The sequence below is a fragment of the Bradyrhizobium sp. CCGUVB4N genome (assembly GCF_024199945.1).
Taxonomy (GTDB): Bacteria; Pseudomonadota; Alphaproteobacteria; order Rhizobiales; family Xanthobacteraceae; genus Bradyrhizobium.
The window spans coordinates 6,949,286-6,972,526 of sequence record NZ_JANADP010000001.1 but is presented as its reverse complement, the minus strand read 5'-3'; the positions used below and the strand labels follow the sequence as shown (position 1 = coordinate 6,972,526).

Genomic DNA, 23,241 nt, shown 5'->3' with positions numbered 1-23,241 from the left:
ATTGGTGTGAAGTATATTTCAAGAATAGCCGATTATCATCCAAGTGAGAATAGATCATAGGTGGCCCCAACAATGGAGACCGCCATGATCGATTCCCGTACCGCTCCCTACGCCGCGCTGGTGCTGCGCGTGACGCTGGGCGCGCTGTTCCTGGCCCATGCCAGCCTGAAACTGTTCGTGTTCACCCCCGCCGGCACGGCAAAGTTCTTCGGCAGCCTCGGCTTCCCGCCGGAGTTCGCCTACCTTGTGATGACCGTCGAAGTCCTCAGCGGCATTGCCCTGATCCTCGGCGTCTGGACCCGCTATGCGGCGCTGGCCGGCATTCCGATCCTGCTCGGCGCGATCTTCACCGTGCACGGTGCCGCCGGGTTCTTCTTCACCAACCCGAAGGGCGGCTGGGAATACCCCGCGTTCTGGGTGATCGCGCTGGTCGCGCAGGCGCTGCTCGGCGATGGCGCCTTCGCGCTGCGGCCCTCACGCGATGTCGAGGCGGCGAACGGGCAGTTGAGCGTCGCGTCGTCGCGCTGACATCGTCGCATCATTGAAACGCGAGAGCTGCGGGATCACGGTCCCGCAGCTTTTTGTTGCGTGCCAACACGCGTGCAGTCGTCAAAAGCCCATCAATCTGCGTTCGGTATTGATCCATGCCTGAATTGGATCGATCTGCGTCAATCTTGCATAGCCTGCCGTTCGGTCGCGCTGCGGCATGATCGAAAACATCGGCAAATATAGGCATTCCGCTGCAGTCTCCGCCGGCGCGCCTTGCGCTCGTCCCGTCTCGGCTGCGCCGGCCGCAACCCTTGCCTGCCCCGTCGCTTTGGCCATACAGTCCGGGCCAACGCGCCGCGACAACGATCGCGGCTGCAAAAAATAATATTGGGGAGAGACACCATGACTATCGTGCCCGTCAGCCGTCGCACGTTCATCAAGTCGTCGACGGCAGTGACCGCCGGCCTCGTGCTCTCTCCAGCCATCATCGGCCGCGCCGAAGCCGCGACGCTGAAGCTGAAATGCTCCTCCTCGCTGCCGAACGATCCCAAATTCGCCAACGGCCGCGTCTACTACGATAATCTCGTCAAGAATCTGAAGGGCAACGGGCTCGGCGAGCAGGTCGAGGTCGCGTTCTTCCCGGACAACCAGCTCGGCCAGGAAATCGACGTCATCAATTCGGTGAAGCTCGGCGTCATCGATCTCATGATCTCCGGCTCGTCGATCTCGGCCAATCTGGTGCCGCTGGTCGGCACCTACGACCTCGGCTTTCTGTTCTCGAGCTTTCCGCAGCAGACCAAGGCGTTCGACGCCGGTGCCGCCAAGCCGATCGAGGACGCGCTGCTCAAGGGCAGCAACATCCGCATCATCGCCTGGGCCTATAATTTCGGCTCGCGCAGCGTGTTTGCGAAGAAGCCGGTGAAGACGCCGGAGGATCTCGCCGGTCTCAAGATCCGCACCCTGCCGAATCCCGTCATCACGGAGTGCCTGCGTCTGATGGGCGCGGCCGCGACGCCGCTGGCGTTCGGCGAAATCTACACGGCGTTGCAGGCCGGCGTGCTCGATGGCCTCGAGCACGATCCGCCGACGATCCTCGCCAGCAAGTTCTTCGAAACGGCGAAGTTCTACGCGCTGACGCAGCACAATTTCTCGCCGCTCGCGGTCTATTTCAGCGACATGACCTTCAACCGCATGGATCCGAAGCTGCGCGAGGGTTTTCTCGACGCCGCGAAGAAGGCCGCGGTCGACACGCGCGCCCATGGGCTCGCAGTCGAGAAGGAAGCGCTGGCGGCTCTGACCGAGAAGGGCGTGACGGTCGCCGAATGCGATCGCGAGGCGTTCAAGAAGCGCGTCGCGCCGCAGACCGAGAACTTCATCAAGGCGCGGCCGGAGTCCAAGGCCGTCATCGACATCATTCGCTCGACGCAAGCCTGAGATGGCCAAATCCGGGTTGGCCAAATCTGAGTTGGCGATGACGGAAGCCGTGCCGCTCTCGGGCGGTCGGCACGGGAGCATCGCGCTTCTGCTTCGCGTGAGTGACGCGATCGCGGCCATCCTTCTGGCCGCCGATCTCGCGGTTGTCTGCGGCTCCGTGCTGCTGCGTTTCTGCTTCAACGCGCCGGTCGAATGGTCGGATGACGTCGCGCGCGGATTGATGGTCGGATCGGCCTTCTTCGGCGCCGCAAGTGCGCTTGCGCGCGGCGAGAATGTCGGCGTGTCCTTCTTCCGCGATCTGCTGGCGCTGCGGCTGCGCACCCTGGTCGATGCCGCCAGCGCCGTGCTCGTCGTGCTGATCTCCGGCTATGTCGCCTACAACGCCATCAAGCTGGGCTCGCTGACCGCGGGGCAGACCACCGGCTCCGGCCTGCCTTTGGAGCTGACCTTCTATCCGATGGGCGTCGGCGCGCTGTTCATGACGGTGTTCGCGATCGACCATCTCTGCGCACGACCGCTGCCTGACATCGTCAAAGGCCTCATCGCGGTCGCCGTCGTGACCGGGCTTTATCTCGCCTGGGATTACCTATCGCCGTCCTCGGTGCCGTCGGCGGGCGTGCTGATGCTGATCGGCTTCTTCGCCACGCTGTTCGGCGGCTTGCCGATCGGGTTTGCGCTGGCACTGGCCGCGCTGATCTTCATCTGGGTCGAGGGCGCGCTGCCCGGCGTCATCTTCGCCCAGCAGATGGCGCGCGGCATCGACAATTTCGTGCTGCTCGCGATCCCGTTCTTCATCCTCGTCGGCTACCTCATGGAAGCCAACGGCATGTCCGTGCGTCTGATCGAGCTGTTGCAGCGCGCGGTGGGCCGCATGCGCGGCGGCCTGAACGTCGTGATGGTGGCCTCGATGGTGCTGTTCTCCGGCATCTCGGGCTCGAAGATGGCCGACGTCGCGGCCGTCGGCTCGGTGCTGATCCCGGCGGCGCGCCGCTCGAAGCAGAATCCGGGCAGCGCGGTGGCGCTGCTCGCGGCGTCCGCGGTGATGGCGGAGACGATTCCGCCCTGCATCAACCTGATCATTCTGGGTTTCGTCGCGAACCTGTCGATCGGCGGCCTGTTCATGGCAGGCCTGTTGCCGGCGGCGCTGATGGCGGCGGTGCTGATCGCCTTCTCCATCATCTTCGGCAAGACGCCGGCGGAGGCCGAGGAGGTCGAGCCGCAGGTACCGGTGTCAGGATTGTGGAGCGGCGCGATCGCCTCGTTCGGCCTGATCTTCATGATCTTCTTCGGCTTCAAGAGCGGCTTTGCCACGGCGACCGAGATCTCGGCCTTCGCCGTCGCCTACGCGCTCATCGTCGGGAGCGTGGTGTTTCGCGAGCTCAGTTTCAGAACGGCGACGCACAGTTTCGTGCAGGCGGCGACGCGCGCGGGGCTGGTGCTGTTCATCGTTGCCGCCGCGCAGTCGCTGGCGTTCACGCTGACCTTGCAGCAGGTGCCGCATGCGGTCGGCGACTTCATGCTGGGACTGTCCAAGACGAGCGGCACCTGGCTGTTCATCTTGCTCGCGATCGCCGTGCTGATCGCGATGGGCGTCGGCCTGTTCGCGCCGCCGCTCGGGCTCGGGCTCTACGGCGCCTGCCTGATCGGCAACGTGCCGATCGAGCAGACGGTGAAGCCGATCCTGGGCTATCTCGGCCTGCTGTTCCTCTGCCTGCTGGTCATCGCCTTCGTGCCGTGGCTGAGCACCGCCTTGCCGCGCGCGTTCGGCTACTGAAGGAGTGTCGTCGTGAAAGTCCTGCTGGCCCACACGCCGGAGATGCGCCGCAATTATTACGGAGATCGCAGCCTGAACGGCCTGCGCGCCATTGCCGAATTGGTCCTGCACGAGGGGGATCGGGCGCTGGATTCCGCGGGCCTCGTCAGTGCAGCGGGGGACGCCGACATCATCGTCGCCGATCGCATGACCGAGGGCCGCGGCGAGATCTTTGCGCAGCTGCCACGCTTGCGGGCCTTCGTCCGCTGCGCCGTCGACATCCGCAACGTCGACGTCGATGCCGCCTCGCAGGCCGGCGTGCTGGTGACCCGCGCCGGTCCCGGCTTCGTGCAGGCGGTCGCCGAGCTCGCGGTCGGCTTCATGGTCGACCTGTCGCGCGGCGTGTCGCGGGCCACGGCCGACTACCATGCCGGCCGCAAGCCGGAGGCACGGATGGGCCGTCAGCTCGCCGGCAGCAAGATCGGCATCATCGGTTATGGCAGCATCGGTCGTTACCTCGCCGAGATCGCCAAGGTGATGCGCATGGAGGTGCTGGTCTCCGATCCCTTCGCTGATGTCAGCGACAGCGCGATCAGGCAGGTCGGCCTCGACGAACTCCTGGCGGCGTCCGACTATGTCGTCTGCCTCGCAATCGCCAACGAGCAGACCGAGAAGCTGATCGGAGAGGCGGCGCTGGCGCGCATGCAGAAGCATGCCGTCTTCATCAATCTCTCGCGCGGCAATCTCGTCGACGAGGCGGCGCTCGCGAAGGCGCTGCTGGAGAACCGCATCGCGGGCGCTGCGATGGATGTCGGCCGCGCGCCCGACCAGATGCCGACGCCGGAGCTGGCAAAATTCGCCAACGTCGTCGCGACGCCGCATGTCGGCGGGCTGACGCCGCAGGCGATCGAATACCAGTCGCTGGAAACGGTGCGGCAGGTCGACGCCATCATCAAGGGCGAGGCCCCGCAAGGTGCCGTCAATGCCGACCACTGGACCCGGCGGGCATAAAAGGTCCTACAGCCTATCGATCGCCCGGAAGGTCCCGTCCTTCTGGATCACCGTCAGGAACACCTTCGGCGGCGTCTCGATGGCGCGAAAGCCGACGGTGAAGATACTGCCGCTGATGTCGAAGCGGCCGATGTCGTTGATGGTGCGCAGCAGCCCCGCACGTGTCGGGTTCGGTCCGAGATTTTCGAGTGCGGCCGCCGCGAGACGGCCGGAGAGATAGCCTTCAAGTGAGACGAAATCCGGCGTCAGCGTCGGATCGATCGCCTTCTGCGCAGCCTGGTAGTCGGCAACGAGCTTGATCGAGCGATCCCAGGGAAACGGTACGACCTGCGCGACCACGACGCCTTCGCCGTCGGAGCCGAGTTCCCTGGCGAGCGCGGTGGCACCGACGAAGGAGATGCTGGCAAAGGTCGGGTAGACGCCGCTGCGGTGTGCGAGCTTGATGAATTCGGCACTCGGACCGTAAGTGCCGACCATGATGATCGCCTCGGGCTCGGCGCGCTTGATGGTGCGCCAGGCCGCGCCGACCGCACGGGTGTTGCGCTCGAAGGTGCCTTCGGCGGCGAGCTCGAGACCGCGCTTGGCAAGCGCAGTCTTCACGCCGGCAAGGCCGTCATGGCCGAATGAGTCGTCCTGGTAGAAGATGCCGATCCGGGTGAAGTGGCGATCCTCGATGAGATGCTTGATGAGCGTCTCCGACTCCGCGCCGTAGCTCGGGCGAATGTTCACGACATTCGTCAGTTCGAGGTCGCGCAGGAGTTCCGCACCGCTCACCGGTCCGATGAAGGGCACATCGCGCGTGCTCGTGATCGGGATGGTTGCCATCGCGGTCGCGGTCCCGACGGCGCCGATCAGCGCGAACACCTTGTCGTCTTCGATCAGACGCAGAGTCTGCACCACCGAACGATCGGGATCGTAGCCGTCGTCGCGGCTGATGAGCTGGAGCTTGCGGCCGTGGACGCCGCCCTTGGCATTGATCTCGGTGAACGCCGCGACGATGCCGTGGCGCATGTGCTGGCCGAGCATGGAAGAGGGACCCTCGAGCGCGGCGGCCTGGCCGAACAGGATTGCGTCCTCGCTGACGCCGGCCTCGTCGCCTTTTGCCGTCAGTGTCGCCGCCGCCAGCAGCGCGGCGGCAAGCGCGATGCATGTCGCTGCGTGCGATCGTTTCATGAGAGGGCTCGCCGGATGCTGGAAAAGTTGCCGCCACGATAGGTCCCTGGGCTGAACAGGGCGCTAACCGGCGCGGGGAGAGCGGTCCGTAGAAGTCCGGGGCAATCCTGCAATTGGCGACCACATTTTCGGGAACACGCAGGTCAATCGTTAACTACACCTCGCAATGCGGGACAGGTTGGTTCCAATATTGTGCAGTTCTTAACCCCGATCCTTGTCCGATAGTCGCCACGGTGGCTCAACCCTAAGTTCGGCCGCTGCGCCGAGGGGACGTGCGGAATCAAGATGGGCGGTCGCGATCAGAATGATCAGGATCGAAGGCGTGTGACTGGACGGTGGCGCATTGCGCCGCTGCTCGGCCTCCATCGCCCTGCGCTGGTCGCGGCGGCCGTCGGCCTGCTGTTCTCGATCGCGGGCGCCGCGGCGGTGGCGCGATGGGAAGACCGCGTCAACAAGATCGAGTTCGAGAACGCGGCCGAGACGCAGTCCATCGTCATGCAGAACGGCATGAACGAATATATCAGCCGGCTGGTGGCGCTGCGGACCCTGTTCGAATCCTCCAACGAAGGCGTCACCCGCAGCGAGTTCGAGACCTTCAGCGGCAAGCTGTTCGAACGATATCCCGGCTTGTTGCGTATCGGCTGGCTGCCACGGATCACGCGCAAGGAGCGTGCCGAGTACGAAGCCGCAGCCATCGCCGAGGGCGTGTCCAGCTATCGCATCAAGTCGCTCGAAGGCAATGGCTTCGTCACCGCGCCGCAGGGCGAGGAATATTACCCCATCTTCTACTCGACGCAGTCGAAGACATCGCGTGTCTACGGCATCGACTATCTGAGCGTGCCGGATCGCAAGGTGGCGCTCGAACGTGCCCGCGACAATGACCAGATCGCGGCGATCCGCACCGAGCTCTTTGCCACGAATAATGCCGGGCAGTTGCCGAACGTGTTCGTGGTCGTGCCCGTTTACGCCAAGGGCACCTCGCGCGACACCGTCGCCGACCGCCGTCGCAACATCTCGGGCTTCGTTGTCGGCATTTTCGATCTGCCTCTGCTGATGCAGGCCATCCGCGTCAGGACCGGGGCGAGCCCCGCGGTCAGCGTGAACGTGTATCAGCCGTTCAGCGCGCGCATCGTCAGCCTGGAAGGCATGTTGCCCGATTACGCTTCCGCAGCCGCCGCGCCGCAATCGATGCGCGATGTTGCGCGGGGGCGCCATTGGTCGGGTGGTCTCAAGATCGGGGACACCGATTGGCAGGTGCGGGCGGTTCCGACCGCCGGCGGCTCGCTGGAGACGACGTATGACCGCGCGGGCGCCGTGCTGATCGTCGGCATGCTGCTGACGCTGTCGCTGTCGACCTATCTGATGCTCGCCAGCCGCAACTCGCGGCGGCTGTCGTTGGCCAATCGTCGTGTGCTCGAACTTGCGCAGACCGACGTCCTGACCGGATTGCCGAACCGCGCCTTCTTCCTCGCCCGGCTCGACGAGCTCAACGGCCAGCTGAAGAACGGCGGTCCGACCTTCTCGATCCTGATGCTCGATCTCGATCGCTTCAAGAACGTCAACGATTCCCTCGGTCATGGCGCCGGCGATGCGCTGCTGCGGCTGGTGGCACAGCGGCTGAAATCCGCGGTGCGCGCCACCGATGTGCTAGCACGGCTCGGCGGCGACGAATTCGCCATCATCCAGGAAGACTGCGAGGACCAGCGCGCCTGCTCGACCGAACTGGCGGCGCGGATCGCCAAGCTCGTGGCCGAGCCGTTCCTGTTGCCCGGACATCGCGTCGAGATCGGGACCAGCATCGGCATCGCGATCGCGCCGGATCATGGCCGCGACCAGGAGCAGCTGCTGAAGAAGGCCGACCTTGCGCTCTACCGCTCGAAATCGGCGGGCCGGAACTGCTTCACCATCTACGACGAGGCGATGTCGGCCGAGCTCGAGGCGCGCAACACGCTGGAAGGCGATTTGCGCGACGCCATCGCGCGCTGTCAGTTCGAGGTGCACTACCAGCCGTTCATGGATGCCAGCACGGGCGCGCGACGCGGGTTCGAGGCGCTGGTGCGCTGGCGGCATCCGGCCCGCGGCCTGATCCCGCCGGATCAGTTCATCGCGCTCGCCGAGGAGACCGGGCTGATCGTGCCGCTCGGCGAATTCGTGCTGCGTCGCGCCTGCGCGGACGCGGCAAACTGGCCGTCCGATCTGATGGTCGCGGTGAATTTGTCGCCGATCCAGTTCAAGGAAGCCGACCTGTTCGACGTCATCTGCGCGGCCTTGCGGGATTCCGGCCTGTCGCCGCAACGGCTCGAGATCGAGATCACCGAATCCGTCCTGCTCGAGCGCGGCACCGAGAACCATGCGTTCATGGAACGGCTGAAGCATATCGGCATCGAGCTTGCGCTCGACGATTTCGGCACCGGTTATTCCTCGCTGAGCTATCTCACCGCGTTTCCGTTCGACAAGATCAAGATCGATCGGTCGTTCGTCCGCAATCTCACGCATCAGCCGCGCTCTTCCGCCATCATCTCCTCGATCGTGACGTTGGCGCGCGGGCTCGACATGTCGGTCACCGCCGAGGGCGTCGAGACCGCCGATGAGTTCGAACGCCTGAGGGCGCTCGGCGTCAACTTTGCGCAAGGCTATCTGTTCGGCCGCCCGCTGCCGGTCGACCAGATCGAGCTCGAGACGCCCGCCCAGCCTTCGCAACGCGACGCTGCCTGAGCCGGCCGCCCAGGCGGCATTCGCGAAAATCGCTTGACCCAGGCAGTCCCGGATGATCGGTAGTGATCGTCCAGGGATGAAAAAAACAAAAATGCGGCTTCCGTTCTTCTACGGCTGGGTCGTGGTCGCGGTGACCTTTGTCACGATGGCGATCGGGGTCAACGCGCGCACCTCCTTTTCATTGTTCTATCCGCCCATTCTCTCTGAATTCGGCTGGGAGCGCGGCGTCACCGCGGGCGCCTTCTCCTTCGGTTTTGTCGCGTCGGCGGTTGCCAGCCCACTGATCGGCCGGCTGATGGATCGCGCGGGACCTCGCGCCGTGATGGAGCTCGGCGTGCTGTTGATGGCCGGCGGGCTGCTGCTTGCGCCGCTCACCAGCCAGCCCTGGCATCTCTACATGACGCTGGGCGTCATGGTCGGCGCCGGCTCGGTGTGTCTCGGCTATTCCGGCCAGTCGCTGTTCTTGCCGAACTGGTTCATCCGCAAGCGGGGCTTCGCCATCGGCATTGCCTTCGCCGGCGTCGGCATCGGTTCGGTGACGCTGCTGCCATGGGTGCAGCATTTGATCGAGCAGACCGGCTGGCGCACCGCCTGCACCGCGATGGGCCTGATGATCCTGATCGTGCTGGCGCCGATCAATCTGCTCCTGCGCAAGCGCCCCGAAGACATCGGCCTCCAGCCCGACGGCGATGCGGCGCCGGCCGCGGGCGGTGCAAAGCCGGTCTCCAACATCGTCGATCCGGCCTGGGCTGCCACTGACTGGACGCTGCGACGCGCGGTTGCGACCGCTCGTTTCTGGTGGATCGCGCTCGGCTATTTCTGCGGCCTGTACATCTGGTACGCCGTGCAAGTGCACCAGACCAAGTTTCTGCTCGACATCGGCTTCAGCCCGAGCGTTGCAGTCTGGGCGCTCGGCGCCGTCAGCCTGCTCGGTATCCCCGGCCAGATTTTCCTCGGCCATATCTCCGACCGGATCGGGCGGGAATGGGTGTGGGCCATCAGCTGCGCCGGCTTTGCGATCTGCTTCGCAGCGCTGATGGCACTGAAGTTCCAACCCTCGTTCTGGCTGGTCTGGCTGATGGTGTTCACGCAAGGCGCGCTCGGTTACGGCCTCACCTCGATCATGGGCGCGGTGGTGTTCGAGATTTTCCAGGGCCGGCACCAGGGCAGCATTTTCGGCATGATCATGCTCGCGGCGCTGGCGGGCGGCGCGGCTGGCCCGTGGGTGACAGGCTTGCTCTATGACCGCGTCGGCGACTACACGCTCGCCTTTGCCATCGCCATCGTCGTCAGCCTCCTGTCGGCACTGTCGATCTGGCAGGCCGCGCCGCGCAGGGTGCGGGCCGTGGCCGGGCGCCTGCACAAGCTTCAGGCCACAAAATAGGTTCCGTCTGCACCGGATTACCTCCGCTTCTTTCGCGGAATGTTAAGCATGTCGCGGCTTGGCCGGGTGCGAGCCGGTTGCAAAAACGTCTTGGACACCATCGGAGCGCTAGCTTGGGGCCGATTGCCGCATTGTCCTGATGCTGCCGAGCCTAGCGATGTCTGCCTCCGACTGTCCCGTGACCGAAATGCCGGACGTGCTGCGTGCGGCGCTCGAATGCGCCGACGACGGCATCGTCATCGTCGATGCTGCGCGTCGCATCACGCATTTCAACGCCGGCGCGGAGCGGATCTGGAAGCTTGCGCGCGCTGACGTGCTCGGCCGCGATGCCGCCATTCTCGCCCTCAAATGCCTCGAGGCCGACCCGGTCGCGGATTTTCGCGACGAGATCAGCCTGATGCGGCGCGACGGCAGCCGGATCAAGGCGACGATCGCGCTGTCGTCGGCGGCGATCGACGGCGCAATCCATCACATCGTGTTCGCGCGCGACGTCACTGCGGACGCCGAGCGCCGCGTCAGGATCGGGCTGCTCAATGCCGTCTCCGACCAGACCAATCGCGCGGTCATCATCACCGACGTCGAGCAGAACATCCGCTACGTCAATTCGTCCTTCACGACGCTGTTCGGCTACACCAGCGAGGAAGCCGAGGGACGGCGTGCAGGCGAGCTGATCGCCGGCTGCCATACCAATCGCGCCGCCATTGCGAAGCTCGTCAAGCGGCTGCTCGGCGGCGGCCGGCGCGGCGAGGTCGAGACGCTGGTCTACACCAAGGACGGCGCGGAGATCTGGGTCTCAGCCCGGATCGACGCCTTCCGCGACAAGAAGGGCCGCGTCAAACACATCTTCGCGCTGCTCGAGGACATCACCGAGTCCCGGCAGCTGCGCTCGCTGCAACAGCTCATCATGAGTGCGCTCGCCGACGAAATCGCGATCACAGAGATCGCCGACCGGCTGTGCCGCCGCGTCGAGGAGATCGCGCCCGACGTCGTCTGCTCGCTGCTCCACGTCGATTCCGCCGGATTGATCCATCCGCTCGGCGGTCCGAGCCTGCCGGACGATTATTCCCGCGCGCTGGACGGCATTCCGATCGGCCCCGGCGTCGGCTCGTGCGGCACCGCCGCGTTTTACGGCGAGCCGGTGTTGGCTGACGATCTCGATACCGATCCGCGCTGGCAGCCCTACAAGGCCATGCCGCTCGAGATCGGCCTGCGTGCCTGCTGGTCGACGCCGATCAAGGCCAAGGACGGCCGCGTCATCGCCACCTTCGCGTTCTACTTCCGTGAGCCGCGGGCGCCGAGCAACTGGCACCGGCGCATCGTCGACGCTTGCGTCAACCTCGGCGCTTTCGCGATCGAGCGCAAGGAAGCGCGTGCCGAGATCGCGCGGCTTGCCTATCATGACATCCTCACCGGCCTGCCCAATCGTGCGCAATTGCGTCACCTGATCACCACTGCGATCGACGCCTGCCCGACCGGCGGTCATGTCGCGCTTGCCTTCCTCGACGTCGACCATTTCAAGGACGTCAACGACACGCTCGGCCACGCAGCAGGCGATGAGCTCTTGATCCGGCTGGCGCAGCGCCTGCGTGAGCAGATCGGGCCAGAAGACATGCTGGGCCGGCTCGGTGGCGACGAATTCGTCGTTCTGCTGCCGAACCGTAACGCCGAGAGCGCCGAGCGCGTCGCGGCCGGAATCACCGAAGCGCTGGCCTCGCCCTTGCGGCTCGGCTCGAAGCTGATGCCGATGTCGGCCAGCATCGGCATCAGCCTTTATCCCGACCATGCCACCGACATCGACACGCTGATGCAGCAGGCCGATGCCGCCATGTACATGGCCAAGCAGGCGGGCCGGTCGACCCACCGCATGTTCAGTGCTGAAATGAACGGATTGGCCGAGCAGCGGCTGGCGATGATCGCAGCACTCCGCCGTGCCATTGCCGACAATGCGCTGAGCCTCAGCTATCAGCCGCAGATCCGCAGTGGCGACGGCGCCATCCACGGTGTCGAGGCGCTGGCGCGCTGGCACGATGCCGCGCTCGGCGACGTCTCGCCGGCAAAGTTCATTCCGCTCGCGGAAGAGTGCGGCCTGATCGAGCAGATCGGCCTGTGGTCGGTGCGCGAGGCCTGCAGGCAGATGGCGAGCTGGCGTCGCGCCGGGCTCAATATTCCGAGCGTGTCGGTGAACCTGTCGCCGATCAATTTCCGCAACGTCACGCTGGCCGCGCGGCTCGAGGACATCCTCGCCGAATATAAGCTGCCGCCGGATGCCCTGATGCTGGAGATCACCGAAGGCACCTTCATGCAGGATGGCGCCACCGCGCTGGAGACGATGCACGCGATCCGCGCGCTCGGCATCGGTCTGTCCGTGGATGATTTCGGCACCGGCTATTCGAGCCTGAGCCGGCTCGCCCATCTGCCGATCCGCGAGCTCAAGATCGATCGCAGTTTCATGCGCGACATCGAGAAGGATGCGGGCGCGCTTGCGATCGCCACCGCCGTCGTGCGCGTCGGCCAGGGCCTCGGTATGACTGTTGTCGCGGAAGGCGTCGAGACCGAAGGCCAGCGCAAGATGCTGGCCGAGCTCGGCTGCGATGTCGTGCAAGGCTTCCTCTATGCCCCCGCGCTCGCTCCGGTCGCGTTCGAACGCTGGCTGATCGAGCATTGTGCGGAGCAGGCGAAGGCGATGCTTGGCCGGCTCGATGTCAAGCCGGCAGGTACGGCCGCGGTGAAGCGGTCGGCGTAGCGCGCGCACTCCGGAATGGGACCGGCGACCGCCAAGTCGCCGGCTTCTTCGTCGAGGTGTGCGCACAGGGCAATTTGCGATTCACGCCGCGCGGATGAGACCGAGCTGCTGCAAGGCCGTAACCCCGTCATCAAGACCGATTTCCTCGAGGATCTTTCCGTCCTTGAGTTTCAACACGGTCGTGCCGGTGAACTTCATCTTGCGACCGGTGTTGGCCGGCAGCGATCCCGCCAGAAAGTCACTGAACGCCTGCCCGGTATGCGTTCCGCCGCCCTCCCATCGGCCGACGACGTAGTCGCCTTCCGCGATCAGGTCCGCAGCGCCCCAGAAGTTGAGATCGGGGAACGCTTTCCGGAAGTCCGTCATGAAGGCCTTGATGTCCTCACGGCCACGCCGCGGCTCATGGAGTGAATACTGCAGAAGCATGTCCGGCGCAGCGAGTTCATCGACAATTCCGAGGTCGCAGGTCTCGCCCCAGAAGTTCGTGAACCACTGGCCAACGATGATTTTGTTGTCTTCTTCAATCGACACGATCGCTTCTCCTGTTGTGTGCTGTGGTGTCCGCCATGAGTAGCTATGCCGATGGCACCGCTCCCGGCCCACCCGATTCCCGACGACAGGTCGCGACTTAAAGATCGACATTCCAAAAACCGAAGATCATTATCCCCGCTGACGTCGCGGCAAACAGCGACGCACAAGGGAGAAACTCAATGCGTTATTGCATCGCGGTGGCGGCTGTCGCCACCTTCGGCATTTTTTCGACTGCGGCATCCTGGGCCGCCGACAAGCAGTACGATCCCGGCGCCAGCGACACTGAAATCAAGATCGGACAGACGATGCCCTATAGCGGGCCCGCGTCCGCCTATGGCACGCAGGGCAGGGCTGAGGCCGCCTACTGGAAGATGATCAACAGCCAGGGCGGCATCAACGGCCGCAAGATCACGTTCCTCAGCATGGACGACGGTTACAGCCCGCCGAAGACGGTGGAGCAGACGCGCAAGCTGGTGGAGCAGGACGAGATTCTCGCCAATTTCGGATCGCTGGGCACGCCGACAAATTCCGCCATCCAGAAATACTTGAACGGCAAGCGGATTCCGCACCTGCTGATCTCGACCGGCGCTTCGAAGTGGAACGACGCGAAGAACTTCCCCTGGACCACGCCGTTCTATCCGCCCTATGCGCAGGAAGCCAAGATCTACGCCAAGTACATCCTCAAGGAGCTTCCCAACGCCAAGATCGGCGTGATCTATCAGAACGACGATTTCGGCAAGGACTACCTGAAGGGCTTCAAGGAAGGGCTCGGTGAGAAGGCCGATCTCATCGTGAAGGAGCTCAGCTACGAGGTGACCGATCCCACCATCGATTCCCAGATCGTCAATCTGAAGAGCGCGGGTGCCGATGTCCTGATGACGATCACGACGCCGAAGTTCGGCGCGCAGGCGATCCGCAAGGTGACCGATCTCGGCTGGAAGCCGACGCACTTCATCGTGTCGGTCGCGAGCTCGATCGGCGGCGTGCTCGAGCCGGCCGGGCTTGAAGCCTCCACCGGCCTGATCACGGCGCTCGCCACCAAGGTCGTCGGCGATCCCGCCTGGGATTCCGATCAGGGCGTGCAGGATTATCTGGCGTTCATGAAGCAGTGGTATCCGGAAGGAAATCCGATCGATGGCAGCAACCAGATCGGTTACACCTCCGCGCAGTTCACGGCCATCATCCTGAAGAACTGCGGCGACGTGCTGACGCGCGAGAACGTGCTGAAGCAGGCCACGAACATCAGCAAGGTCTCGCTGCCACTGTTCCTTCCCGGCATCACGGTGTCGGTGACGCCGACGGACTATTCGACGTTCGACACGTTCAAGCTCGCGAAGTTCGACGGCAAGACCTGGAAGTTCTTCGGCGAGAACCTCAGCACGGCATCACGCTGACGGCAGGTTCTCAACCCAAGGGCCGCAGCAAGGTTGCTGCGTCCCTTGGGCCTTTCAGCGATTGGCCGGTGCGGCCGTCGTACCCTGCTGGCGCTCGCCCTTCAGGACCTGTCCGCGCTGCTTCAGGGTCAGTGCCACGATCTTGTCTCCGGCATCACGCGCAAAATCAATCTCTGCGCCGACCTGCTCCGCGACGAATATGTCCTGCTCGACCGGCGCGAGCTTGACCGGCCGCTGGTTGGTCCCCTGCACATTGAGCCCCCCGTCCGCGACGAAGACGCGCAGTCCGAAGTTCGGCGTCAGCGGATAGAGCCCGATATAGTCCTGGAGTTGCGTGTCGGTCGGCATCCACTTGCGCGTCGCCGCCGGAAGCGGATCAATACGCTTGGCCTCGACGGCGCCTCCGCCCTGAAACCAGGTGAAGCCATAGGTTCCGTCCGCCTTGCGCCTGGGCCGCAACACCGCGTCAAATTTGCGCGGATAGAAATCGCCGGCGCTGTCATAGCCCATCTGGAACTCGTTCTGGCCGTCGGCCTGGATGGTCAGGCCGCTGTCCTTGTGCCGCAGTTCGATGCCAAGGCCGCCCTGCAGGCGATACTTGCCGACCAACGCGTCGATCAGCTTGGCATCGGCGTCCATCGCGATGTGCGGCGCGCCGGTCGATCGTGAGGTATCCAGCAGGTGAAATCCCAATTGTCCGAGGCCGCGGAGCGTGACCAGGGACGTATCGCTCAGCAGGACCACGGCGCGCTTCGCGTCACGATCGAACCCCGCGAAGGATGAGTAGCCGCCGGTCGCGCCTTCATGGAGGGCGATCGTGTGCCCATTCACGACGGACAGAAACCAGTTCATGCCCATGCGGTGCTTGTCGACGTCCGCAACCTCTTGCTGGGTCAGTGCGAGCGCCGGCGTGATCGCGCTGTCGCGGGTGCCGAGCTCGCCTTCCATGTAGCGCAACATGTCCGCCAGCGTCGCGCGCACGCCGCCGGCGCCGGCCATGTCGGGATGAAAATCCCAAGGCGGTGCGGCCTCGCCGTTGGGATAATGGCCTTGCGCCAGATGCACCTGCGGCGGGCGCGAGGCCACATAGGTCTCGTTCATGCCGAGCGGACCGAGCAGGCGCTCGCTAAGCAGCGTCTCGTAATCCTTGGCCGCGCGTTTGGCGAGCGCATAGGACAGGACGATCATCGCCGGATTCGAATATTCCCATTTCGAGCCCGGTTCACGCGTCAGCTTGATTGCGGCCAGGGTATCGAGCAGGTCGCGCTCGGTTGCGCCGGCATAGGGATTTTTGGGGTCCGGCGGGTGATAGTCGGGGGGGATCGCCGGCAGGCCCGACGTGTGCGTCACGATCTCGCCGACGGTGATCTCGTGGCCGTTGAATGACGGTACGCTCGTCCCGGGCGGCAAAAGTTTCGCGATGGGATCGTCGAGGGCGATGTCATGCGTCGCGATCAGCTCGGCGAGCAGGGCCGCGGTCATCGTCTTGGTGACGGAGCCGATTTCGAAGGCCGTGTGTTCGTCATAGGGGCGCGCGGATTTGGGATCGGCGCAGAAATAAGCTGTCGCGACGGTGCCGTTGTCGATCACGCCGGCCGCAACACAAGCGCCGGTGCGATCGCCGGTGAAGCGCTGCGACAGCGCGGCCTTCAGATCGCTTTCGCTGACGGCGAACGCGGGCGACGTGCCGAGCACGACCGCCAGAACAAGCCAGAGCCAGGCCTTCATGGTGTCTCGCACCCTCGATTGGCAAACAGGCTTAATGCTACAGATTGTAACATTACAGGATTTGCGCTTTTGGCGTCAAGCGGTCCGCACCGTGATCTGATGCCGTCAATCGTGCTATCGCGAAAGACGTAGCTCTTGCCTCGCCCATACTCCGCTCTTCAATTGCAAAGGAGCGCAAATGCCCGCGAAACCAACGATCGTTTTCTGTCACGGCATCTGGGCCGATGGCTCGTGCTTCAGCAAGGTCATTCCGGCGTTGCAGGCCGACGGGCACGAGGTGATCGCCGTTCAATATGGTCTGGACTCCTACGAAGAGGATCTGGCGACGGTGAAGCGCACGCTCAACCGTGTCGGCAGCCCGGTCCTCCTCGTCGGTCATTCCTATGGCGGCGCCACCATCACGGGGGCGGGCACCGACGAGCGCGTGGTCGGCCTCGTCTACATCGCCGCGGTCGCGCCGGATGCCGGCGAGACCGTGCAGGACCAGCTCGAGAAATTTCCGTCGGATATTTTCTCGCGCGTCGAGGTCGCGGATGGGCGGGCCTGGCTGCTTCCGAACGGCACCGAGTTCTTCTGCGGCGACCTTTCCGCGGCCGACCAGAAGCTGGTGTGGGCGACGCATTATGCGCCCGTCGCCAATCTGTTCCAGCAACAGAAGCTCACGGCCGACAAGGTCGCGTGGAGGTCGAAGCCTAGCTGGTACGTCCTGGCCACCCAGGACCACACCGTGCACCCCGATCTGCAACGCTGGGTCTCCAAGCGCATGGGCGCTGCTGTCACCGAGGTGACGAGCAGCCACGTGCCGATGCTCTCCCAGCCCAATGTCGTGATCGACGTGATCCGCAAGGCCGCGGCCGCCGTTCAAAAAGGCTGATCAAACAGGCGATCGATCGCCAGCGTGCAGGAGAGGCCGTTCGCAAAACGGCCTCTCTTTTATGATGAGCCGCTGTCCGACGCCAATCCCGTCCTGCGCCGCAAATCCGTGATCGCGCGCAAGAAGCTGTCGGCGGGCGTCGTCTCCGGATCGATCAGCCGGTGTAGGCGGAAGCCGTCTTCCAGCGCCAGCACCACCGACGCCATCCAGGGCGGGTTCAGCGTCTCGCCTCTGCCATTGTCCTTCAACGTCGCCTCGACGATGTCGGCGATCAGCTTGCGCCGCGCACGCAGGCGTTTCGCCAGTTCGGGCCGGCGCTTCTCGGCGCGCGCGACGAACAGGATCATCTCGATATGCAGGAGCGGGGAGCGGGCGAGCGGATCCTGCCGGCCGCGATCCATCGTCTTCAGGGCCGCGATGAAGTCGTCGAGATTTGTGTGCCGCGCAAGGATTTCCATATTGCGCCGGAACGACTGCTCGACGTGATCCTCGAGCATGGCGAAGATCAATTCGTCCTTGTTCTTGAAATTCGAATAGAACGCGCCGCGGGTGAAGCCGGCCTCGGCCGCGATCGCCTCGATGCTGGCGCCGCCGATGCCGTCTCGTTCGAACACGCGGGCTGCCGCCTCGAACAGCTTGTCGCGCGTGTCGTCCCTGGTCGGCCTGGTTCTCACCCTTGACATCGGTCCAGTTTAGGGCAGAATGCAACTCGATACAACAATGTATCGAGTTGATAATTCACAGGGATGGTTACGCGGAGGCTTTCGGGGCAGCCTCGCGTATCGTGTCATGCGGCAACCGATGTCGAGGTCACCTTGAACGAGCAAGTGCAACCCGCTGGCGATCCGCTGTTCAATCCTCTGGCGCCGGACTTCATCCGCAATCCCTATCCGCATTACGATCGGCTGCGCACCATCGATCCGATCCACGAGACGGCGTTCGGCCAGTTCGTCACCAGCCGCCATGCCGATGTCAGCCTCGTGATGCGCGACAAGCGCTTCGGCAAGGACTTTGTCGAGCGCACGACGCGCCGCTATGGCCCCGCGATCATGAACGAGCCGGTGTTTCGCAGCATGAGCTACTGGATGCTGCAGGCCGATCCGCCCGACCACACCCGTTTGCGCGGGCTCGTCGTGAAGGCCTTCACCGCGCGGCGCGTCGAGGACATGCGGCCGCGTATTCAGGAGATCGTCGACCAGACCATTGATGCGGTGATCGACCGCGGCCACATGGACCTGATCGAGGATTTCGCCTTTCGCCTGCCTGTCACCATCATCTGCGACATGCTCGGTATCCCCGAAGAGCATCGCGAGGTCTTCTACAAGAGTTCGCGCGAGGGTGGGCGGCTGCTCGATCCGGTGCCGATGACGCCCGAGGAGATCGCGAAGGGCAACGCCGCCAACATGATGGCGCAGATGTACTTCCAGCAGCTGTTCGAGCTGCGCCGGCGCAGTCCCGCCGACGATCTCACGACCCAGCTGGTGCAGGCCGAAGAAGACGGCAACAAGCTCACCAATGAGGAGCTGACGGCCAACATCATCCTGCTGTTCGGCGCCGGCCACGAGACCACCGTCAATCTGATCGGCAACGGCCTGTTGGCGCTCCATCGCAATCCGGACCAGCTCGCGCTCTTGAAGGCGCGGCCGGACCTGATCACCAACGCGATCGAGGAGTTTCTGCGCTACGATTCGTCGGTCCAGATGACCGGCCGCGTCACGCTGGAGGAGATCGACGATCTCGGCGGCAAGCGGATCCCCAAGGGCGAGACCGTGCTCTGCCTGCTCGGCTCGGCCAATCACGATCCGGCGGTCTATCCTGATCATCCGGACCGGCTGGACATCACCCGGCCGAACGTCCGGCCGCTGTCGTTCGGCGGCGGCATCCATTTCTGCCTGGGGGCCCAATTGGCGCGCATCGAGGCCGAGATCGCCATCGCGACGCTGTTGCGCCGGCTGCCGGATCTGCGAATCGACGACGTCGAAAACCCAGCATGGCGTCCGACTTTCGTACTGAGGGGCCTCAAGCAACTGCCGGCGAGCTGGTGAGGGCGCCCGGCGTTAACCTCCGTGCGCAACAGTCGCTGTGACTTCGCCACACTTCCCTTTATATAAGGGGCAGTTCCGGCGCGCCTGAAGCTTGGTTGTAGGCTTGGGTTTGAAAGGCTTGGGTTTGACCCGGGTGCCGGCTTGGCCGAGGGGAGACCCGTGCAGACGACGCTGCTCGGATTGGCAATTGCCTTTATCTTAGCGCTGCTGGCCGCGCTGGTCGGGCCCTATTTCGTTGACTGGAACCAGTTCAGACCCCAGTTTGAGGCGGAGGCGAGCCAGATCATCGGCGTGCCGGTGCGCGTGGCGGGTGAGCTCGATGCGCGGCTGCTGCCGGCGCCGACGCTGCGGCTGCGCTCGGTCACCTTCGGCGGCAATAACGATCTCGGCCGGCTGCGTGCCGACAAGCTCGATGTCGAGTTCAGCCTGAGCTCCCTGATGCGCGGCGAATGGCGCGCCACCGAGCTTTCGGTCGGCGGCATGGCGGTCGATCTCGGGCTCGACACCAGGGGCAGGGTCGATCTGCCGTCCACGGCGAGCGGCACCTTCAACCTGGCTTCGCTCGCCATCGAACGCCTGAACCTCACCGGCCGCATCGCGTTTCATGACGCCGCCAGCCGCTCGACGCTGGAGCTCAACGACATCGTCTTCTCCGGCGACGTCCGCTCGCTCGCGGGGTCGGTGCGCGGCGACGGCAGTTTCACCGCCGCAGGCGTGCGTTATCCGTTCCGCGTCTCTTCCGGTCCGAGTCCCGACGGTAGCGCCACCCGTCTTCACCTCAACATCGATCCCGGCGAGCGCGCCATTCTCGCCGATCTCGAAGGCGTCCTTGCCTTCGACAACCGCCAGCCGAAATTCGACGGCGCGCTGACGCTGGCCGTGCCGCCGGCGAAGAAGCCGGGCGAGGCGGGGCCGATGCCCTGGAAGCTCACCGCAAAACTCAAGGCCGATCCGGCCGGTGCCAAATTCGACCAGGTCGACGCGAGCTTTGGCCCGGAAGACACCGCCCTGAAGCTCGGCGGCGTCGGCGATCTCAGGTTTGGTGCCTCGCCGTTGCTGCGCGCGGTGCTGTCGGCGCGGCAGGTCGATGCCGACAAGCTCGCCGGCCGCGATGATGCCGAGCCGCTGCGCATCCTGCCGGCGCTGCGTGCGGGTCTTGCCGCGATCCCGCAGGCGCCGATCCCGGCGCAGATCGAGTTCAACTCCGACCAGATCATGCTGGGCGGCCGCCCGCTCCAGAACATCACGACCGAGCTGCAGACGGACGGCCGGTCCTGGACCTTCCAGCGGCTCGAGCTGCGTGCCCCCGGCATGACGCAGCTCTCGCTCAACGGCGCCACGCCGGGTGCCGACAGCTTCAGCGGTCGCCTCAGCGTCGAGTCCTCCGATCCCGATACGCTGGTGGCCTGGCTCCTGGGCCGCAGCGAGGTCAACCGTCGCAGCACGCGGCCGTTGCGCGTTGCCGGCGACGTGACGATCGCCGCCAACCATCTCGCCATCGAAAAAATGAAGGCCGACATCGAAGGTGGCGCCGTCGAGGGCCGCATTGCCTTCGTGCAGACCGGCGCCAGCAAAGGCTCGCGGATCGATGCCGAGCTCAAGGCGGACCGTCTCGATCTCGACATCGCCGCGAGTTTTGTCCGCGCGCTGGCTGGACCGCAGGGCGAATGGCCGGAGGAGGTAAAGCTCTCGCTCGACGTCGGCCGCGCGATCTCGGCCGGACAGGAGCTGCGGCCGTTCGCGGCAAGGCTCGGCTACGGTCCGACCTCGCTATCGCTGGAGCAGTTGCGCTTCGGCCAAGCCAGCGGCGTGACCACGGAGGCGAGCGGCAGTTTCGATCGCACCAGGGCCACCGGCAAGCTCGCGCTGAAATCCTCGGCCAATTCGCTCGGCGACCTCACGGCGCTGCTGGAACCGATCGCGCCGGCGCTGCGCGCACGCTTCGATGCGATCGCGCCGCTGCCGGGCGCAACACGCCTGAAGCTCGACCTCAGCCTCGACAAGAACGCCGAACACGCCGATCGCAGCGACGCGCGCGTCGTGTTCGACCTCGATGCGCCGCAGCTCAAGGCCACCGCGACGCTCGCCGCGCAGCCGCTGGTGGCCGCGGTCAACGGCATCGATATCGAAAAAATGCGCGACAGCGACTTCACGCTGGAGTCGAAACTGTCATCGCCGCAGGCCGCTTCGCTGACGGCGCTGCTCGGCCTCGATCGCATCGTCGCGGCAGGCGAGGGCGCCTCGCAGATCGCAGGCAAGCTGAGCGGCGCGTGGCGCCGACCGTTGCAACTGAACGCCAAGCTCAGCGGCGGCGGGCTGGATGCGGACGCGCAAGGCAGCGTCGAATTGTCGACGCCGGAGCCGAAGGCCAGCATCAATTTGCGCGTCCGCAACGCCAATCTGGCGCCGCTGTTCGGGACCAGCGCGGCCGACAAATCGGCGCAGAATGTCAATCTTTCCTCCCGCGTCGGACTATCCGGCAATCGCCTGACCTTCGACGATCTCGACAGCACCGCTTTCGGCTCGCACCTGCGCGGCCGTCTCGCCATGACGCTCGATCAGGAGAAGCGCATTGACGGCGAATTCGGGCTCGACACGCTCGATCTGATGCCCGCGCTCGCGCTTGCCGTCGGCGCGGCCGGGCGTGACAGCGGCGAGGCGCTGAGCGCGGGTCTCGTCGGCGGCTGGCGCGGCCGGATCGCGTTCCAGGCATTGCGCGGCGGCCTGCCGGGCGGGATCGAGATGCGCCCGTTCAGCGGCACGATCAAGGGCGATGGTCAGTCGCTTGCGCTCGATGCGCTCAAGGGCGGCGTCGGTGGCGGCGAGATGACCGCAAGCCTCGATGCGCGCAACGGCCCCAGCGGTCTGGCGCTGAACGCGCATCTCGACCTCACCAATGTCGATGCGGCCTCGCTGCGCTATCGCGATCTGGCTTTGACGAAGGGGCGCGCCTCGGTGCAGATGACGCTGACGAGCCAGGGCCGCAGCGTCTCGGCGCTGACCGGCGCGCTCGCCGGCAACGGCACGGTGACGCTGGACGCGGCCGAGATCAGCGGGCTCAATCCGCGCGCCTTCGAGATCGCGATCCGTGCCAGCGACGGCGGGCAGGTCGGCGACGACAACCGATTGCGTCAGCTCGTCGAGCCCGCATTGTCGGCCGCTCCCATTGCGGTGGCATCAGTGCAGATCGCGTTCACGATCCGCGACGGCCGCCTGCGCGTCGGCGCAACGCCCCTTGAAGCGAAGAATGCGCGCGCGATCGTCTCCGGCGGTTATGACATTCCCGCCGACCAGGCCGACATCCGCGCCAGCCTGACGCCGATCATGACCGGTCTCTCCGGTGCGCCGCCGGAGATCCAGCTGTTTGCGGCAGGCCCACCCGACAAGCTCAGCCGCACCGTCGATCTCACGCCGCTGTCGTCGTGGCTTGCGGTGCGTACGATCGATCGCGAGACGCGAAGGCTGGATGCGATCGAGCGCGGCGAGCCGCCGCCGGCGACCGCCGCGCTGCCGACGTTGGTGTCGCCCGAGCCCGAGCCCGCGCCGTCGCTGACCGACGTGCCGATGCCCGGCCGCGATCCGCGCCGCGCCCCGCCAAAGGCAAAGGTTGAGCCCAAGGTCGCACCGATGCCGAAGGCGCCGCTGGCCGCCCCTGCGGCGCCGAGCCCGCCGCTCGCGAGCCAGCAGGTCGCACCCCTGCCGCCCCCGATCGACGTGCGGCCCGCGCCAGGCCCGCCGCCCGCAAAGCCCCGGCCGAAGCCGCCGCTGGTCCTGACGCCGTCGAATCCCTGAGAAATCGGCTCTCTTCGCTGCTACGGCCGCGCAGGCCCTGCTCGGTCGTAAACACATTCGCTCGCATTTGAATGAATTCTGCCCGGCAAAACTGAACTGCCGATTTTACCGGATTCTCGCGTTTGTTCCCTAGGCTCTGTCCCAGAGGAATCCGGAGTCCTGCTCGCACAAGCAG

Annotated in this window: 15 protein-coding genes; 11 read left to right on the top strand and 4 right to left on the bottom strand. The window is 65.1% G+C overall.

Annotated features, from left to right (window positions below; all coding sequences use genetic code 11):
• Positions 1-84: 84 nt before the first annotated feature.
• From NLM31_RS32335 to NLM31_RS32320, 4 genes are all read left to right on the top strand, one after another.
• Positions 85-528 carry a DoxX family protein gene (locus NLM31_RS32335; protein ID WP_254194938.1) on the top strand — a complete coding sequence of 148 codons (444 nt, stop codon included), beginning with the start codon at positions 85-87 and terminating at the stop codon, positions 526-528.
• Positions 529-891: 363 nt separating this feature from the next.
• Entirely contained in the window at positions 892-1,923 is a 1,032-nt protein-coding gene (locus tag NLM31_RS32330) for a TRAP transporter substrate-binding protein (protein WP_254133333.1), read from the top strand.
• Positions 1,924-1,960: 37 nt separating this feature from the next.
• Complete coding sequence (locus NLM31_RS32325) at positions 1,961-3,697, top strand: TRAP transporter large permease subunit (protein WP_254194937.1); 1,737 nt, start codon at positions 1,961-1,963, stop codon at positions 3,695-3,697.
• Positions 3,698-3,709: 12 nt separating this feature from the next.
• The gene (locus tag NLM31_RS32320; protein WP_254194936.1) at positions 3,710-4,687 is read left to right on the top strand and encodes a hydroxyacid dehydrogenase; all 978 of its coding nucleotides are present in this window, start codon (positions 3,710-3,712) and stop codon (positions 4,685-4,687) included.
• A gap of 6 nt (positions 4,688-4,693) precedes the next feature.
• Here the strand turns inward: NLM31_RS32320 and NLM31_RS32315 are convergent, their stop codons facing one another.
• Entirely contained in the window at positions 4,694-5,860 is a 1,167-nt protein-coding gene (locus NLM31_RS32315; protein WP_254194935.1) for an ABC transporter substrate-binding protein, read from the bottom strand.
• Positions 5,861-6,145: 285 nt separating this feature from the next.
• Here NLM31_RS32315 and NLM31_RS32310 point away from each other — a divergent pair, with 285 nt between their 5' ends.
• The 3 genes from NLM31_RS32310 to NLM31_RS32300 all read left to right on the top strand — a co-directional run bounded on the left by NLM31_RS32310 (position 6,146) and on the right by NLM31_RS32300 (position 12,702).
• Entirely contained in the window at positions 6,146-8,575 is a 2,430-nt protein-coding gene (locus NLM31_RS32310; RefSeq protein ID WP_254194934.1) for an EAL domain-containing protein, read from the top strand.
• Positions 8,576-8,666: 91 nt separating this feature from the next.
• The gene (locus tag NLM31_RS32305) at positions 8,667-9,959 is read left to right on the top strand and encodes an MFS transporter (RefSeq protein WP_254135499.1); all 1,293 of its coding nucleotides are present in this window, start codon (positions 8,667-8,669) and stop codon (positions 9,957-9,959) included.
• Positions 9,960-10,116: 157 nt separating this feature from the next.
• Positions 10,117-12,702: an EAL domain-containing protein gene (locus NLM31_RS32300; protein ID WP_254194933.1), complete on the top strand. Its 2,586-nt coding sequence runs from the start codon at positions 10,117-10,119 to the stop codon at positions 12,700-12,702.
• A gap of 81 nt (positions 12,703-12,783) precedes the next feature.
• Here the strand turns inward: NLM31_RS32300 and NLM31_RS32295 are convergent, their stop codons facing one another.
• Positions 12,784-13,233 carry an ester cyclase gene (locus tag NLM31_RS32295; protein WP_254196312.1) on the bottom strand — a complete coding sequence of 150 codons (450 nt, stop codon included), beginning with the start codon at positions 13,231-13,233 and terminating at the stop codon, positions 12,784-12,786.
• Between the two features lie 179 nt (positions 13,234-13,412).
• Here NLM31_RS32295 and NLM31_RS32290 point away from each other — a divergent pair, with 179 nt between their 5' ends.
• Positions 13,413-14,627: an ABC transporter substrate-binding protein gene (locus NLM31_RS32290; protein ID WP_254194932.1), complete on the top strand. Its 1,215-nt coding sequence runs from the start codon at positions 13,413-13,415 to the stop codon at positions 14,625-14,627.
• Between the two features lie 54 nt (positions 14,628-14,681).
• Here the strand turns inward: NLM31_RS32290 and NLM31_RS32285 are convergent, their stop codons facing one another.
• Positions 14,682-16,355 carry a serine hydrolase gene (locus tag NLM31_RS32285; RefSeq protein ID WP_254194931.1) on the bottom strand — a complete coding sequence of 558 codons (1,674 nt, stop codon included), beginning with the start codon at positions 16,353-16,355 and terminating at the stop codon, positions 14,682-14,684.
• 178 nt (positions 16,356-16,533) lie between these two features.
• On the opposite strand from NLM31_RS32285, the gene NLM31_RS32280 reads away from it, so the two are divergent.
• Positions 16,534-17,229: an alpha/beta fold hydrolase gene (locus NLM31_RS32280; RefSeq protein ID WP_254133325.1), complete on the top strand. Its 696-nt coding sequence runs from the start codon at positions 16,534-16,536 to the stop codon at positions 17,227-17,229.
• Between the two features lie 59 nt (positions 17,230-17,288).
• Here NLM31_RS32280 and NLM31_RS32275 read toward each other — a convergent pair whose 3' ends face one another.
• Complete coding sequence (locus NLM31_RS32275; RefSeq protein ID WP_254194930.1) at positions 17,289-17,912, bottom strand: TetR/AcrR family transcriptional regulator; 624 nt, start codon at positions 17,910-17,912, stop codon at positions 17,289-17,291.
• Between the two features lie 132 nt (positions 17,913-18,044).
• Here NLM31_RS32275 and NLM31_RS32270 point away from each other — a divergent pair, with 132 nt between their 5' ends.
• The gene (locus NLM31_RS32270; RefSeq protein WP_254194929.1) at positions 18,045-19,274 is read left to right on the top strand and encodes a cytochrome P450; all 1,230 of its coding nucleotides are present in this window, start codon (positions 18,045-18,047) and stop codon (positions 19,272-19,274) included.
• A 159-nt stretch (positions 19,275-19,433) separates the two neighbouring features.
• Positions 19,434-23,066, top strand: coding sequence for an AsmA family protein (locus tag NLM31_RS32265; protein WP_254194928.1), 3,633 nt, complete (start codon positions 19,434-19,436; stop codon positions 23,064-23,066).
• Positions 23,067-23,241 lie beyond the last annotated feature (175 nt).